This window comes from Streptomyces sp. NPDC059740 (assembly GCF_042733155.1).
GTDB lineage: Bacteria > Actinomycetota > Actinomycetes > Streptomycetales > Streptomycetaceae > Streptomyces.
Genome location: NZ_JBHWGP010000015.1, coordinates 89487 through 104969, shown reverse-complemented (window position 1 = coordinate 104969; position 15483 = coordinate 89487). Strand labels below are relative to the sequence as shown.

The 15483-nt window shown below is 72.6% G+C and carries 14 protein-coding genes; 8 read left to right on the top strand and 6 right to left on the bottom strand.

Annotated elements, in window-relative coordinates; all coding sequences use genetic code 11:
* The first annotated feature begins 32 nt into the window (after positions 1 to 32).
* Positions 33 to 1244: a right-handed parallel beta-helix repeat-containing protein gene (locus ACFV3R_RS19515; protein ID WP_385584134.1), complete on the top strand. Its 1212-nt coding sequence runs from the start codon at positions 33 to 35 to the stop codon at positions 1242 to 1244.
* 276 nt (positions 1245 to 1520) lie between these two features.
* Here the strand turns inward: ACFV3R_RS19515 and lhgO are convergent, their stop codons facing one another.
* Positions 1521 to 2732, bottom strand: coding sequence for an L-2-hydroxyglutarate oxidase (lhgO, locus tag ACFV3R_RS19510; protein WP_385584132.1), 1212 nt, complete (start codon positions 2730 to 2732; stop codon positions 1521 to 1523).
* 183 nt (positions 2733 to 2915) lie between these two features.
* Between lhgO and ACFV3R_RS19505 the strand changes: the two genes are divergently transcribed.
* The 4 genes from ACFV3R_RS19505 (at position 2916) to ACFV3R_RS19490 (ending at position 6118) form a co-directional block, all read left to right on the top strand.
* Positions 2916 to 3572: a maleylpyruvate isomerase N-terminal domain-containing protein gene (locus ACFV3R_RS19505; RefSeq protein WP_385584129.1), complete on the top strand. Its 657-nt coding sequence runs from the start codon at positions 2916 to 2918 to the stop codon at positions 3570 to 3572.
* 208 nt (positions 3573 to 3780) lie between these two features.
* Positions 3781 to 4212, top strand: coding sequence for a YbaB/EbfC family nucleoid-associated protein (locus tag ACFV3R_RS19500; protein ID WP_385584126.1), 432 nt, complete (start codon positions 3781 to 3783; stop codon positions 4210 to 4212).
* Positions 4213 to 4257: 45 nt separating this feature from the next.
* On the top strand, positions 4258 to 4584 hold the full coding sequence (locus tag ACFV3R_RS19495; RefSeq protein WP_385584124.1) for a hypothetical protein: 327 nt from the start codon (positions 4258 to 4260) through the stop codon (positions 4582 to 4584).
* A gap of 4 nt (positions 4585 to 4588) precedes the next feature.
* A complete protein-coding gene (locus tag ACFV3R_RS19490) occupies positions 4589 to 6118 on the top strand; it encodes a hypothetical protein (protein ID WP_385584122.1) in 1530 nt (509 codons plus the stop codon).
* Between the two features lie 96 nt (positions 6119 to 6214).
* Here the strand turns inward: ACFV3R_RS19490 and ACFV3R_RS19485 are convergent, their stop codons facing one another.
* From ACFV3R_RS19485 to ACFV3R_RS19475, 3 genes are all read right to left on the bottom strand, one after another.
* Complete coding sequence (locus ACFV3R_RS19485; protein ID WP_385584117.1) at positions 6215 to 7093, bottom strand: calcium-binding protein; 879 nt, start codon at positions 7091 to 7093, stop codon at positions 6215 to 6217.
* A gap of 545 nt (positions 7094 to 7638) precedes the next feature.
* Positions 7639 to 8844: a low temperature requirement protein A gene (locus ACFV3R_RS19480; RefSeq protein WP_385584114.1), complete on the bottom strand. Its 1206-nt coding sequence runs from the start codon at positions 8842 to 8844 to the stop codon at positions 7639 to 7641.
* A 299-nt stretch (positions 8845 to 9143) separates the two neighbouring features.
* Entirely contained in the window at positions 9144 to 9599 is a 456-nt protein-coding gene (locus tag ACFV3R_RS19475; protein ID WP_385584111.1) for a MarR family winged helix-turn-helix transcriptional regulator, read from the bottom strand.
* A gap of 175 nt (positions 9600 to 9774) precedes the next feature.
* Here ACFV3R_RS19475 and ACFV3R_RS19470 point away from each other — a divergent pair, with 175 nt between their 5' ends.
* The 3 genes from ACFV3R_RS19470 (at position 9775) to ACFV3R_RS19460 (ending at position 14839) form a co-directional block, all read left to right on the top strand.
* Positions 9775 to 11238 carry an MFS transporter gene (locus ACFV3R_RS19470; protein ID WP_385584108.1) on the top strand — a complete coding sequence of 488 codons (1464 nt, stop codon included), beginning with the start codon at positions 9775 to 9777 and terminating at the stop codon, positions 11236 to 11238.
* 104 nt (positions 11239 to 11342) lie between these two features.
* On the top strand, positions 11343 to 13181 hold the full coding sequence (locus ACFV3R_RS19465) for a flavin-containing monooxygenase (protein WP_385584105.1): 1839 nt from the start codon (positions 11343 to 11345) through the stop codon (positions 13179 to 13181).
* Positions 13178 to 14839 (top strand): SMP-30/gluconolactonase/LRE family protein, encoded by a 1662-nt coding sequence (locus ACFV3R_RS19460; RefSeq protein ID WP_385584103.1) that lies wholly within the window; start codon positions 13178 to 13180, stop codon positions 14837 to 14839. Before ACFV3R_RS19465 ends, ACFV3R_RS19460 begins: the two co-directional genes overlap by 4 nt.
* A gap of 53 nt (positions 14840 to 14892) precedes the next feature.
* Here ACFV3R_RS19460 and ACFV3R_RS19455 read toward each other — a convergent pair whose 3' ends face one another.
* Complete coding sequence (locus ACFV3R_RS19455; protein ID WP_385584100.1) at positions 14893 to 15162, bottom strand: hypothetical protein; 270 nt, start codon at positions 15160 to 15162, stop codon at positions 14893 to 14895.
* Positions 15159 to 15395 carry a hypothetical protein gene (locus tag ACFV3R_RS19450; RefSeq protein WP_385584097.1) on the bottom strand — a complete coding sequence of 79 codons (237 nt, stop codon included), beginning with the start codon at positions 15393 to 15395 and terminating at the stop codon, positions 15159 to 15161. Before ACFV3R_RS19450 ends, ACFV3R_RS19455 begins: the two co-directional genes overlap by 4 nt.
* Between the last annotated feature and the right edge of the window lie 88 nt (positions 15396 to 15483).

The window sequence follows — 15483 nt, the reverse complement described above, 5'->3', positions numbered from 1 at the left end:
CCCGCAGGCGACACCGAGAAGGACGAGGACCCATGAAGCCCAGAACCCCGCTGTCCTTACTGGCCTGCGCCGCCCTGGCCGCCGGCGCCGTCGTGACCCTGCCCGCCGCCACCACGGCCGCCGCCCCCGCGCCCCAGTACCCGGGCCGCGCGCTCGCCGCCGGCGCGCTCTACGTCGCGCCGGACGGCTCCGAGGGCGCGGCCGGAACGGAGTCGGACCCGACCACCCTCGACGCGGCGATCGGCCGCGTCAGCCCGGGCGGCACCATCTACCTGCGCGGCGGCACCTACCCCTACGCGCGGACGGTCACTATCCCACCCGGCGACGACGGCACCGCCGCCGCGCGCACCACCCTGTCCGCCTACCCGGGGGAGACCCCGGTGCTGGACTTCTCGGCCATGAGCGAGGACTCGGCCAACCGCGGACTCGCGCTGAACGGGTCCTACTGGCACCTCACCGGCCTGACCGTCCAGCACGCGGGCGACAACGGCATCTTCGTCGGCGGCAGCCACAACGTCATCGAACGTTCCGAGACCCGCTTCAACCACGACTCGGGGCTGCAGATCTCCCGGATCGCCTCCGACACCCCCCAGGACCAGTGGCCGTCCGACAACCTGGTCCTGAGCGTGGAGTCCCACGACAACGCCGACTCCGACGGTGAGGACGCCGACGGCTTCGCAGCCAAGCTCACCGCCGGCCCCGGCAACGTCTTCCGCTACGACGTCTCCCACCACAACATCGACGACGGCTGGGACCTCTACACCAAGGACGACACCGGCCCCATCGGCGCGGTCACCATCGAGGACTCCCTCTCCTACGGCAACGGCACCCTCACCGACGGCACCCAGAACAAGAGCGGCGACCGCAACGGGTTCAAGCTCGGTGGCGAGGACATCAAGGTCGACCACGTCGTCCGGCACAACATCGCGTACCAGAACGGCAAGCACGGGTTCACCTACAACAGCAACCCCGGCTCGATGACGGTCTCGGACAACGTCAGCATCGACAACGGCGAGCGCAACTTCTCCTTCGACAAGGGGACGTCGGTCTTCCGCGACAACGTCTCGTGCCGCAGCGAGGACGGGTCCAACGACAAGACCGTGGGCGACGCCGACAGCTCCAACCAGTTCTGGCTCGGGACGAACGGCCCCGCCTGCTCCTCCTACAGCGGCGCCATGGACTGGTCCTACGCGGCCGACGGCACCCTGGACGTGACCTTCGGCGGCACACCGGTGCGGCCGTAACCGCACCGGTCTCCCCACCGCGACGGGGCGGGACGGGCCGGCGTCCGGCCACACCTGCCCTGTCCGCCCCCCGCCCCGGCCCCTGTCCCGCGTACCGGCCGATGCCTTCGGCCCGGCAGCGCTTCGGGGGCCACCGGCAGTGCCGGGAACGCCGGACGGACGCCGCCCCCCCGGCCCGTCACCCCGTCACCCCGTCACCCCGTCACCCCGTCACCCCGAGAACGCAGGCCGCCGGCGCGGCAGGTGACCGCTGCGGCGCTGCGGGCCACCGGACCCTCAGGCTGCCCACTGCTCGTCGAGAACCGCCTCGGCGATGTGCTCCGCGATCGCCATGGAGGAGGTCGCGGCAGGTGAGGGAGCGTTACGGACAGCGGTGACGGGCCCGACCCGGTGCACGGTGAAGTCGTCCACCAGCGATCCGTCCCGGCCGAGCGCCTGGGCGCGGACACCGGCCCCGCCACGCACCACGTCCGCAGCGTGGATGTCCGGTACGTAGGCCGCAGCGGCCTTCATGTAGGAGCGCACCGACAGCGAGCCCCACATCTCGCGGACGCCGGTGCGCCAGTGCGTCCGCGCCATGCGCCACATACCGGGGAAGGCGGCCAGGCTCCGCAGCTCGCGCGGGTCCACGTCGGTCAGCCGGTAGCCCTCCCGGGAGAAGGCCAGCACGGCGTTGGGCCCGACCTCGACCTGCCCGCCGACCCTGCGGGTGAAGTGCACGCCGAGGAAGGGGTACCGCGGGTCCGGGACCGGATAGATGAGGCCCCGTACCAGGTGCGCCTTCTCCGGCCGCACCGTCATGTACTCGCCGCGGAACGGGACGACGCGGGGCTCCGCACCGTCGTCGGCCAGACGCGCGACCCGGTCGCTGTGGAGTCCGGCACACAGCACGAGGCGGTCCACCCTGAGGGAGCCGGCCGCCGAGGCCACCTCGACGCCACCACCGGCGCGCCGGGTGACGCGGCTGACCGGGAACCCCAGCCGCACCTCGCCGCCCGCCGCCTCGACGTCCTCGGCGAAGGCACGGGCGACAGCGGTGTAGTCGGTGATCGCGGTACGCGGGGAGTGGAGGGCGGCGCTGCCCGACGCGTGCGGCTCGATCTCGCGCAGCTCGCCCGCCGAGACCCGGCGCACACCGGGCACCCCGTTCTCCAGCGCGTTGGCGTGGAGGGCTGCCAGCCGCGGCAGCTCCTCGTCGGTGACCGCGACCACGAGCTTGCCGCACTCCTCGTACGGCAACCCCCGCTCCTGGCAGTACTCGCGGAGCATGGCCATGCCCCTGGTGCACAGCCGGGCCTTGAGGCTGCCGGGGGTGTAGTAGATCCCGGCATGCACCACGCCCGAGTTGTGACCGGTCTGGTGGGCGGCGACCTCCCGCTCCTTCTCCAGCACCACCACCCGGGTGCCGGGACGGCGCCGGGCGATCTCGCGGCCGGTGGCGAGTCCCACGATGCCGGCTCCGACGATGCCGATCGTCTCGTCAGCCATCGGTCTCCTCCTTGTCTTCCGGGGCCTGACGCCCCTTCGGGCATGGTGCAGGAGGATCCCAGGCCCCGGAGCGGATCGCGAGGGTCCGGGCCCCGGCGGGGAGCTACCGGAGCCTTGTCTCCGGGCTGGACGGCCCGCGAACGGGATCTGCCTGCCGTCGCCGCGCCGCCGTACGCTGCTGGAATGGATCTCTTCTCCCGTGCGTGGACGGTCCTGCGGACCACGGTCGCCGATCTCCCCGACGAGGCCTTCGCACGCCCCTCCGGCTGCACCGGCTGGCTCGTGCGGGATCTGGTGTGCCACCTGGTCATCGACGCACAGGACGTCCTGATCACCCTCTCCACCCCCACCGAGGCGGAACCGACTCGCGACGCGGTGACCTACTGGGAGCTCGCCGAGGCACCGCCCACCGGTGACGACCCGCTCGACGCGCTGACCGTGCGACTGGCCGCCGCGTACCAGGAGCCGCGGCTGCTGAAGTACCACCTCGACGACGTCGGTTCCGCCGCCGGTCGCGCCGCCGCGCTCGCCGACCGGCACCGCCGGGTCATGACCCGGGAGGAGGTCCTCACCGTGGACGACTACCTCAGCGCATACGTCCTGGAGTGGACGCTGCACCACCTCGACCTCCTCGCACACCTCCCCGGGGTGGCGGGGCCTCCCGCGGAGACGCTCAGCCGGTCCCGCGGGACAGTGGAGAGGATCGCCGGGGCCGCTCTGCCCGCCTCGTTCTCCGACCAGGACGCCCTTCTGGTCGCCACCGGACGCCGCGCCCCGACCGCGGCGGAGGCGGCCGCACTCGGGGAAGCGGCCGGAAGGTTCCCGCTCTTCCTCGGCTGACCGCCCGGCCGACCCCAGCCGGGCCGCCGACGCGGCGCGCCCCGTTGCCGTCGTCCGCTCGCACGGACGCTCGCCCGGTCGGCGAGCAGGGCCTTGCCGCGCCCGTCGCGTCGCCCCGGTGACCAGTGGCCTTGAGGTTTGCGGCGCCGTCGTCCGCAGTTCACCTCGGCGTCCGTCCAGGGCCGCCTGGTTGGGGTGATCTTGCCCCATGCGTTACGGATCGGATGACGAGATGCTGCGCCACCTGGACACCGACGTGGCGGAGCTGGGCGCGAGGGCGCGGCGGGCCGCCGAGGCCGTTGCCGGGTGCGCCGTCACGCGGACGGCACCCGACCGGTCGGTGACGGTGACCGTGGGGGCGAGCGGAAACCTCCTCGACATCGCGTTCGGCCGGAACGCCTCGGCGTTGCCGCCCCAACGACTGGCGGCGCTGGTCATGAAGCTCGTCGGCGAGGCGAGTGCACGCGCGGGAGGCGAGGTCCGCGCGGCCTTCGGCGACCTGGTCGGCGGGAACCCCGCGGCGATGGACGTGCTGTCCCCGTTCGTGGACGCCGCGGGCGGAGCGACGCCCCCGGGGCACGTGCGCCCGCGCACGGATCGGGACGCCGGCAGCCGCCGGCGTCCCGGGGGCCCGGCGTGACGCGGGCCGCCACCGAAGCGTCGAGCGCGGGGAGTTGAGGGCGGGATGGCACAGAGCGGCGCGGTCGGCGTCGACACCGACAGCCTGCGGCGGTTCGCCGACTCCCTCCAGTACGGCACGGCCTCCGCGATCCAGCGGGTCTCCGAAGGCGTGCACACGCTCAACGGCGGTGACGTCAACGCCTTCGGCGTGCTGCTCGCCCAGGTGCTCGGCGTACCCGCCCGGATCGCGATGGCGGTGACGGCCGGCCATCTCGACGACCTGGCGCACACCATCGGCGACGTCTCCAGGACGGTCCGCGACACCGCCTCGGTGTACGAGGACACCGAGCAGGCCAACGTGCAGCTCTCCCGGGCCCTGGCCGAGGGGTGACCCGGTGTCGCAACTGGAGGTCACCTCATCCGACTGGTCCTCGGGAGCCGGCATCGTCGACAGCTTCAACGGGCTGGTCCAGGGGGTGCGCAGCGCCCAGGACGGCGACCGGGCTGCCGCCGCCGCAGAGATCGGCATCGGCGTGGTCTCCTCGGTGCTCGACGTGGTCTCGGTCGGCCTCGACCCACTGGGCAAGCTGACCGCCGCGGGGCTGGGCTGGCTGATCGAGCACGTGGCGTTCCTGCGCGAGCCGCTCGACATGCTGGCGGGGGACCCGAAGGCGGTGGCCGCGATCGCGGAGTCGCTGCACGAGTACGCACAGGACCTCCGCAACACGGCCGAGGAGATGACCGCGTCGGCCCGCGCCCACACCGCCTCCTGGGAGGGTGCGGCCGCCGACGGCTGCCGCGAGAGCGTCGACGGCCACGCGCAGCGGATCGCGGCCGCGGGCAAGGCCGTGGACACCACCGGCTACGTGGTCGAGACGACGATGGCGGTGATCACCGCGGTGCGTGCCCTGATTCGCGACATGATCACCTCGGTGCTCGGCGACATCATCGCGACGATGATCGTCGCCCTGGCCGCCGCGGCCTGGACCTTCGGTGCCTCACTCGTCGTCGGCGTGAGCCGCTGCGTGATCCTCGCGATCACGGAGGTCACGCGGATGATGACGAAGGTCGGCCAACTGGCCGGCCTCTCGGGCCGTGCCGCTCACCGGATCGACTCGCTGGTGGACGTCCTGGGCAGGCTGACGGCCGACTCCCGGGCCGCCGGCGGGGTACGGAATCGCGCGGCGCCGCGGCCCGGCGAGGACGCGACCGGTCACGAACTCGCCACCCTCCACGTCCCCGTGCCGGCGCCCGGGCACAGCACGACCTCCGCGAGCGGAAGCGCCGCAAGCGGCACCGGGACGAACGCGCCGCTCAGCGGGTTCCACGACGACGGGCGGGGCGACGACGTCTACCGGGACTGGCTCGCCATGGACCGGGTGCTGAACCCGCCCTCCCAGGTACACGGGACCACCCCCGCGCAGACCTCCCACGAGACCGCCGGGGCCGCGGCGGACACCGCCCACAGCGTCCCCGCCGGCGATCCGGCACGCGCCTCGGCGGACTCCGCCCGCACCCCGTCCGCATCCTCGCAGCACGGAAGTGCCGGCGGTGAGCGGCCGTCCGGCTCCCCGGCGACCGGGCCGGTCAGGGACTCGCCGCTGAAGAGGTTCGACGTCGCGCTGCTGAAGAAGCACGAGAACTGGTTGCGGAACTCGCGGTTCAGTGCCGCCTTCGACCGGGTGAAGTTCGTGGACACGTGGACCAAGTCCCACTTCCCCGCCGCCTATCCGACTCTCAAGGCGATCGCCGACGCCAAGAGCTCGAAGAACTACGTCGGCCTGGCGGACAAGTTCGCACTGACGCTGGGCAAGTCCCTGACCGGCATCCAGCAGCAGGCCGAACAGGCGTGGGCCGCGTCCGACCAGCAGCAGGCACAGGAGCCGGCGCAGGGGGAGGGGAGCGTCAGCGGCGGCGCCGCGTGAGGCCTGCCGGACGCTCCCCGTCCCCCGGCCGCCGGGGGCCCGACCCCCCGACCCTCCGGCGGCTGTTTCCCCGCTCCTCGCAAGGAGGCGGATGACTCAGTCCTGGTAGACCTTGTTGGTGCCCGGGCCGCCCGAGAGCGTGTCCTGCCCCGGGCCGCCGTGCAGCAGGTCGTTGCCGCTGTTGCCGTAGAGGACGTCGTCGCCGTCCTCGCCGTAGAGCTCGTCGTCGCCCTGGGCGCCGTACAGCTTGTCGTCGTCGGCACCGCCGTGGAGGACGTCGGCGCCGGTCCCGCCCTGGAGGGTGTCCTCGCCGGCGTCCCCGTACAGGGTGTGCGTGGGGACGTCGTCGCCGCCGGCCGCGGTGAGGGAGTCGTTCCCCGCGCCGCCGTGGCACTCCCAGGAGCAGCCGGTCAGGACGTCGTCGCCGTCGCCACCCCAGGCGCCGTAACTCTCGCCCTCTATGCGGTCGTCGCCGCCCTCGCCGAAGTAGGCGTTCCAGCCGGTGCCCTTGATGACGTCGTCCCCGTCGCCGCCGTGTATCGCGGCGGTCGCAGAGGTGTCGGGGTTGTCGTTGGTGACGGTGTCGTCGCCGTCCCCGAGGTCGATGTCGTAGATGTCGGAGTCGTCGGAGCCCAGCGGTTCGGGCACCGTGCACCGGACGGTGGTGTGGTCGGTCGCGCTCGGGTAGGTGCAGCTCTCCGCCTCGCTCGGGTCGATGGCGATGTCCCCCTGGTCCCGGAAGGTGAGGAGGTAGTCGCTTCCGAACTGGGACGGGTCGACGTCGGTCGTGTCCACGGACACCGTCAGGTCGTTGGCCTGCCCGGGTGCGGCCTTGTACCAGAGCTCGCCGTCCAGGTGGACCAGGGAGCCGGCATCCGCGGTGGCGGCCTGGGCGGTGGCGGTGGTGGCGAGCAACGTCCCGCCGAGGGTGAGGGCGAGCGTGGCGGTGGCGGCGATGATGCGGTGCGTGCGCATGCCGGAAAACCTTTCGCGAAATAGGTGTTGACCAGGCCGAAAAGGCGCCGGTGAATTCACCGCCGTGGTGTTCGGCGGTCCGGGCCGCTGGGGCCGGTGTCACGTGTCGGGTGGTCGCTGCTTCCGACCACCCGTTAAGACGTCACATCCCGGCTCCCGGTTGTATCCGGAACCGATTTCTTTCACCGGGAGCGACGTTTGCGGCCACTTCTCCGTATGCGTCCGCCGCTGGTGAAATCCGCCAAGGTGTACGGAGGGGAATGCGAGGTGAACGAAAGGTTTCGCGTCGGCGAATTCAAGGAAAGGCGGCATGATTACGCGACGGGCCGCCGCCGGAAAGCGTCCTTTCCGCGCTGCGGAAATGTGTTGGTCTGCCGGTTCCGAATATCAGGCCCGGAACTCCGGGTGGCGTGTGCCTGGTCGGCCGTTGCAGGTCCGGTCCGGCTTTCTGCTCCCGTTCTTCTCCGCTCCGGTGGTCGACGCGGGCCCGGAGGAGGGGGGACTGCTCCTCGTCCCCGCCGGAGCAGGGACGCGGCTTCTGCGGCTCACCCCGTCGCGACGGTGTGCCGGTGGAGGACTCGGAGGTTGACCGTCAGGGTCGCGGCGGCGGCCAGCCCCATGCCGAGGACCGCGCCGCCCAGTCCCCACACCGGCGTGCTGAAACCCAGCGCCAGGACGACCAGGGCTCCCACGGTCACCAGGGGGCCGCTGCTGACGGCCCCGATGCCGGCCACCCGGTGCAGTGCGGCCAGTAGCACCAGGAAGAGCACCACCGGTAGCGCCACGGCCAGCCCGGCCGCCTGCGGCGAGAGGTGGGCGTGGTCTTCGGCGGAGTCGATCGCCGCCTCCAGCCCGGCGCCCAGTGCGGCGAGCGCGGCGAAGACCGCGAAGTGCCCGTAGCCCCATGTCAGGGCGGTGCGCAGGCTGGTGAGGGCGGCCTGTGCGCCGGAGAAGTACATCCACCACAGTGCGAAGACGAGCAGCAGACCGCCCAGCGCGATCAGCAGGACGGAGGTGGAGAGGCCGCGGGCGGACACGGCCGACTCGACCGCGGTGAGGCTGGCGAGGATGACCTCGCCGAGCACGATGAGGGTGAACAGCCCGTACCGTTCGGCGATGTGGTCCGGGTGCCATCCGGTGCGGTAGCCGCGGTACTCCGCCCAGGCGGGGACGGCCAGCTCCGCGACCACCAGCAGCAGGAACGTCACCGGGGCCCAGGTGCCGGAGGTCCACAGCCGGGCGATCCACCCCACCTGCACCACGGTGATGCCTGCCGCGTAGCGCAACGCCCCGGGGCGTCCCTGCGGATGTGCTGCGGCGGCCCGCAGCCACTGAGTGATCATCGCCATCCGCATGAGGACGTAGCCGACCACGACCACGGAGAAGTCCCCGTCCCCGAACGCCTGCGGGATGCCCGCGGCCAGCACCAGGACGCCCGCCATCTGCACCAGCGTCAGCAGCCGGTACGGGACGTCGTCGGTGTCGTAGGCGGAGGCGAACCAGGTGAAGTTCATCCACGCCCACCAGATGGCGAAGAACACCGAGGTGTACCCGACCAGTCCGGCGCCCAGGTGCCCCTCGGTGAGCGCGTGGTGCAGTTGCGTGGCCGCCTGCGAGACCGCGACCACGAACGTCAGGTCGAACAGCAGCTCCAGCGGTGTCGAGGCCCGGTGCTCCTCCTCCGGGTCGCGCCCGCGCATCCGTCCTCGTGGCCCCACCGCGTGGACGGCGGTGTTCCCCTGCGTGCTCATCGCCTCTCCCGGCCTCGTGGCTTCCGCGGGCGCCTGTCCCCTCGCGTGCGCGTCGTACCGGCGTGCCGCGAGCGGGCAGGCGGCCCGTCCGACCGGGGCAGCATGGCATGCCGCGCCCGAACGGGCCGGGGCCCGGGCCGCTCCCGCGCGTCAGCGTGCGCGTGTCTCGTGCCTCGCGGTGGGGAGCCGGACCGTCAGCGGCGTTGCCGCGGTGAAGCACGCCGGGGCAGGGGTCGTCGGCCTGACGGCGTGTGACGTGCTGGGAGCGTCAGGAGTGCGCGGGGGCGGCGAAGGAGGGCTCAGGGGCGCGGCCAGGGGCGGCCGGCCAGGCGCTCGATGTCGGTGTTGAAACGCCTGAGGTAGCCGGCGAAGGCGACGACGTCCTCCTCGGACCAGTCGTGCATGACCCGGTCCAGGGCGTCGACGATGCCCTCCCGCTCCTCCTCCAGGATGCGCGCGCCCTTGTCGGTGAGGCGGAACTTGCGGGCCATGCCGCCCTCGGGGTCCGGGATGCGGTCCACCAGACCGGCGCGCATCGCCGCCGCGGTCTGCCGGTTGAGGGTCGAGGCGTCGAGCCCGAAGGCCTCGCTCAGCTCGCCGATCGACATCGGGCCCTGCATGTTGATCCGGCTGAGCAGGATGTAGGCGCTGCGCTCCAGCACTCCGTCCTCGCGCCGGCCACCTCCGCGGCTGAGGAAACTGTGGCGGCTGAGCAGCATCTGCTCGTACTCGACGTCGCGCGTCGACCTGCCCATCGCGTGCTGCCTTCCCTGTTCGCGCCAGGACGCCGGGCCTCTTTCCAAGGCGTCGCTCCGGTCATTCTCGCACAGGGGCATGCATCATGCATGTGATGTGCTCCATGCATTCAACATGTACGATGCACATCGCGAGCGGACGGCCGCTCGACCAGTCCTCGTGAGGAGTCCCGCCATGGACGCCCCCCAGCAAACGGTCCGCTCCGGCCCGGTGGTCGCCACCCTGGCCTTCGCCGGGACCGTGGCAGCGGTCATGCAGACCCTGGTCACCCCGCTCATCGCCCGACTGCCGCAGATCCTGCACACCACCGCGGCGGACTCCGCCTGGGTGATCACCGTGACCCTGCTGGCCGGAGCGGTGTGCGTACCGATCTCCGGGCGCCTCGGGGACCTTTTCGGCAAGCGCCGCATGCTCCTGGCGTGCTCGGTGCCGCTGGTCGTCGGCTCCGTGGTCTGCGCCCTCTCCTCCACCGTCGTACCCATGATCATCGGGCGGGGCCTGCAGGGCATGGGGATGGGCATGCTGCCCCTCGGCATCGCGCTGCTGCGCGACGTCGTACCGGCCGAGAAGCTCAGCTCCTCCATCGCCCTGGTCAGCGCCTCCATGGGGATCGGCGGCGGCCTCGGCCTGCCGCTCGCCTCCGCCGTCGCCCAGTACGCCGACTGGCGCTGGCTCTTCTGGGGATCGGCCGTCCTGGCCGCCGTCATCGCGGTCCTGATCCGCTTCCTGATACCGGACGTCCCGGCCGCCGCCTCCGGCCAGCGGTTCGACGCCCCCGGCGCCCTCGGCCTGGCCGCCGGGCTGGTCTGCCTGCTGCTCGCCGTCTCCAAGGGCGCCGAGTGGGGATGGGGTTCGGCCGGGACGCTCGGCCTCTTCGCCGCGGCCGTCGTGGTCCTCCTGCTCTGGGGAGCCTGGGAACTGCGCACCCGCGACCCGCTGGTCGACCTGCGCACCACGGCCCGCCCCCGGGTCCTGATGACCAACGTCGCCTCGGTCTTCGTGGGCGTCGGGATGTACGCGAACATGCTGATCGTGCCCCAGCTGCTCCAGTTCCCCGCAGCCACCGGCTACGGCCTGGGCCAGTCGATGCTCGCGGCGGGCCTGTGGATGGCACCCGGCGGCATCATGATGATGATCGTCTCCCCCCTCGGCGGAAAGCTCACCGACGCCCGGGGGCCCAAGTTCACGCTGATCAGCGGCGTGCTCGTGATCGCGGTCGGCTACGGCCTGGCCCTCGCGGTGATGGGTGGGGCCTGGGGCCTGATGCTGGTGTGCATGGTCGTCAACAGCGGTGTCGGCCTGGCCTACGGCTCGATGCCCGCGCTCATCATGAGCTCGGTGCCGCTCTCCGAGACCGCCGCCGCCAACGGCTTCAACACCCTCATGCGCTCCCTGGGAACCTCGGTCGGCGCCGCCGTGATCGGCGCCGTCCTCTCCCAGCTGACCGTCGGCCCCGTCGGCCACCGCCTCACCTCCGAGAGCGGCTTCCGCACCGGGCTGCTGATCGGCTGCGGCGTCGCCCTGGTCGCCGCCGCCCTCGCCGCCGCCATCCCCGCCGTGCGCAACGCCGCCGCCGGCACCGACGGCCCGGGCCCCACCCCCGGCACCGTCTCCGACCAGAGCGTCGTTTGGACCTGAGCAGGCCGGACCACCCGGCGCGCCCCCGCGGCAGCAGCGCACCGGACCACCGCCCGCCCCGCACCACCGGCCGCCTTCGCCACCACACAGGAAGAGAGGGACCCATGTCCTCCCCCCGACCCGCACCCCACGCCACCTCGGCCCTCCCGGAGGAACCGGGCATCGACGTCGACGCGCTGCGGGCCCGCTACCGCGCCGAACGCGACCGCCGCATCCGCCCCGAGGGCAGCGCCCAGTACCAGCGCGTCACCGGTGAGTTCGGCTACTACGACGAGGACCCGTACGCCGACGCCGACCACTCCCGCGAGCCGCTCACCGACCGGGTCGACGCGGTCATCGTCGGAGGCGGGTTCGGCGGCCTGCTCGCGGGCGCCCGGCTGCGCCAGGCCGGCCTGGAGCGGATACGGGTCATCGAGAAGGGCGGCGACTTCGGCGGCACCTGGTACTGGAACCGCTACCCCGGCATCCACTGCGACATCGAGTCCTACATCTACATGCCGCTGCTGGAGGAGGTCGGCTACGTCCCGAAGTGGAAGTACGCGCCGGGCGAGGAGATCCGGCAGCACGCCCGGGCGATAGGCCGCACCTTCGACCTCTACCGGGACGCGTGCTTCCAGACCCAGGCCACCGAACTGCGCTGGGACGACGCGGAGTCGGAGTGGACCGTCAGCACCGACCGCGGCGACCGCATCCGCGCCCGGTACGTCGTGACGGCCAGCGGCACGCTCAGCGAGGTCAAACTCCCCGGCATCCCCGGCATCGAGACCTTCAAGGGCCACACCTTCCACACCAGCCGCTGGGACTACGCCTACACCGGTGGCGACGCCGACGGGAACCTGGACCGGCTCGCCGACAAGCGGGTCGCCCTCATCGGCACCGGCGCGACCGCCATCCAGTGCGTACCGCACCTCGGCGCCGACGCCCAGCACCTCTACGTCTTCCAGCGCACCCCCTCCTCCGTCGACGTGCGCGCCAACCGCCCCACCGACCCGCAGTGGGCCGCCTCGCTCAAGCCCGGGTGGCAGGAGCGCCGGAGGGAGAACTTCCTGCGGCTGGTCACCGGGGGCCGGGAGGACGAGGACCTCGTCGCCGACGGCTGGACCAGCACCGCCCGCCTCCAGCAGAAGATGATCCCCACCGACGGCTACCGCGAGGTGCCCGAGGAGGAGCGCGAGCGTCTCTACGAACTCGCCGACCACCGCAAGATGAACGAGATCCGGGCCCGCGTCGACTCCGTCGTCAACGACCCGGGGACAGCCGAACTGCTCAAGCCCTGGTACCGCTACATGTGCAAGCGGCCCACCTTCAGCGACCTGTACCTCCAGACCTTCAACCGGCCCAACGTCACCCTGGTGGACACCGCCGACAGCCACGGCGTCGAGCGCATCACCGAGAACGCCGTCGTCGTCGGCGGCACGGAGTACGAGGTCGACTGCATCATCTTCGGCACCGGCTTCCAGGTCGGCGTCTCCGGCATCACCTCCGGACGGCTGCCGGTGTACGGCAGGGACGGCCTCAGCCTCGGCGAGGCGTGGAAGGAGGGCCCCCGGACCCTGCACGGCTTCTACAGCCACGGCTTCCCCAACCTCTTCCAGCTCGGCCCGCTGCAGAACGCCTCGGCCGTCAACTTCGTGCACGTGCTGGACGAGCAGGCGACCCACGTGGCCGAGGTCGTGGCCGCGGCCCGCGCACAGGGGGCCCGCTACGTGGAGCCCAGCGAGGAGGCGGAGGCGGCCTGGGTCACCACCATCCAGGAGAACGCCCCCGACCTGTACGCCTTCCAGGCCGAGTGCACCCCCGGCTACTACAACAACGAGGGCATGCCCAGGGAACGCCGCCACTCCTACGCCGACGGTCCCGTGGCCTTCCACGCGCTGCTGCGGGAGTGGCGCGCCGGCGGCATGCGCGACGTCCTGGTCGGTGCCGAACAGGGCACGGTGTGACCGGCCCCGGAGCGGTCCCCGCAACCGCCGGCCGCTACGGCACCGACACCCCCGGGCCCCGCACGGCAGGGCGCTGGAAGGCGCGGCGCCTCAACCTGCCCAACCCGCTGTGGGGTTCCAACGGCGTGGCGTTCGGCCCCGACGGGAGGCTGTACGTCGCCCAGTACCTGGCCGGACAGATCAGCGCCGTGGACCCGGCCTCCGGCGAGGTCGAGGTGGTCGTCCCGATGGACGGCCCGGTGCAGTCGCCGGACGACCTCGCCTTCGGCGCCGACGGTTCGATGTACGTCGCCGACCTGGTGCCGGGCATCGTGTGGCGCCGCAGCCCGCAGGGCGAGTACAGCGTGGTCTCCGACCAGGTGAAGGTCCCCAACGGCATTACCTGCGTCGGTGACCGGCTCTTCGTCAACGAGATGAAGACGCAGGGCCGGCTCGTGGAGCTCTTCCCCGACGGCCGCGACCCGGTGGTGCTCGCCGAGGGCCTGGCCATGGGCAACGCCATGCAGACCGGCCCCGACGGCTGCCTGTACTACCCGCACATGCTGACCAACCAGGTCTGGCGCGTACCGACCGACGGGGGCGCACCGGAGGTCGTCGCGGAGAAGGTGCACGACCCCGTAGCGGTCCGCTTCGACCAAGGCGGCGTGATGCACGTCCTCTCCCGCGGCGAGGCGGGCTTCGTCACCCGCATCGACCTCCACGGCACCGGCTCCCGCCACCTCGTCACCTCCGGTGTGACCGGGCTCGACAACGCCGCCTTCGACGCGGAGAACCGCATGTACGTCTCCAGCTACGCCACCAGCGGCGTGGTCGAGATGCACCCCGACGGCCGCACCCGCGAGATCGTGCCGCGCGGCCTGGCCGGCCCGTTCGGCGTGACCGACCTGGGCGGGACGGTCCACGTCGCCGACCACTACCGGCTGGCCGTCCCCGCCGAGCCCGCCCCCGACGGCACGCCCGGCGCGGGGGGCGGCACCACCACCCAACTGCGGCCGTTCGCCCACGGCATCACCGCGGCGGACGGGCTGCTCCACCTCACCTCGCAGTACGGGGAGGTGAGGACCTACGACCCCGAGCAGGAGACCACCCGGGTACGCGCGAGCGGCCTGCGCCGACCGACCGGCATCGCCGCCCGCCCGGACGGCACCCTCCTCGTCGCCGAGACCGACGCCGGACGGGTGCTGGCCCTCGCCGAGGACGACACCGTCACCGTCCTCGCCGAGGGTTTCGACCGCCCGGTGGACGTGGCGGTCGACGCGGCGGGCAACTGCTACGTCAGCGACGAGGTGGGGGGCGCGGTGTACCGGTTGGCCGACGGCCGGGCCGTCCCTGTCGCCGAGGGGCTTGCCGCCCCCCAGGGCCTCACCGTCCTCGGCGAGGAGCTGTACACGGTGGAGAGCGGGACCCGCCGGTTGCTGGCCCTCTCCCTCACCACCGGCGAGGTCCGCACCGAGGCCGAGGACCTGCCCGTCGGGCCGCCGCCGGGCACCGGGCCGCGCACCCAGCCGGCCCTCTTCACCCACGGCATGCCCGGCGTACCGCACCGGTTCGCCGGTCTCGCCGCGGCCTCCGACGGCACCCTGCTGCTCTCGGCCGACGGAGAAGGGACGGTGTTGCGGTTGACGCGGCGGGACGGGGAGAAGGACGCGGGAACCTGAACTCGGCAGCAGAGAGGCCGGGTTGATCCGTCGGACGAAGACGTCCCGACGTCTCACAGGGGTCTGCGGCTGCGCGCGTTGGCCTCGGCGACCAGGGCGCGGAGCAACTCCGCCCGGCCCAGCGTCCGCAGAAGGTCCGGGTCCGCCTCCCAGGCGGGGCCCGGACCGAGCGGACGCAGCAGCAGGCGGCAGCTCCCGGCGCGCGCGACCTGACCCAGGACCTGGCCCACGCGACCGAGGACGGAGTCGTGGACGACATCCCCTGGGCCGGGGCGTGCGCGCAAGGGTGTGTGCGGGGCTTCGGCCTCCTCGCCCTCGGTCACCGCGCCAGGCCCCGCGAGATGACCTCGGCGAGCGCGTGGGCCACGGGCGCCGAGCACACGCCGAGGTGGACCAGGGCGTACCGGGCCTCCCCCTCCCGCTCGTCGTACCAGGGGGTGCGGACGTCCATCGCGGGGAGTTGGACTCCGGCCCGGGTCAGGGCGGTGGCCAGGGCGTCGCGGGCGTCCAGGGCTTCGCCGACCTTGCGGTCGGACCGGTCGGGGTCGACGGGCATGGGAGCCTCCTCGATGGTGGTGTCTTCCGTCGAACCGCCACTCGGTGGCGGTGACACGCATTACGGTGCGTGATGCGGGCGTTACGAG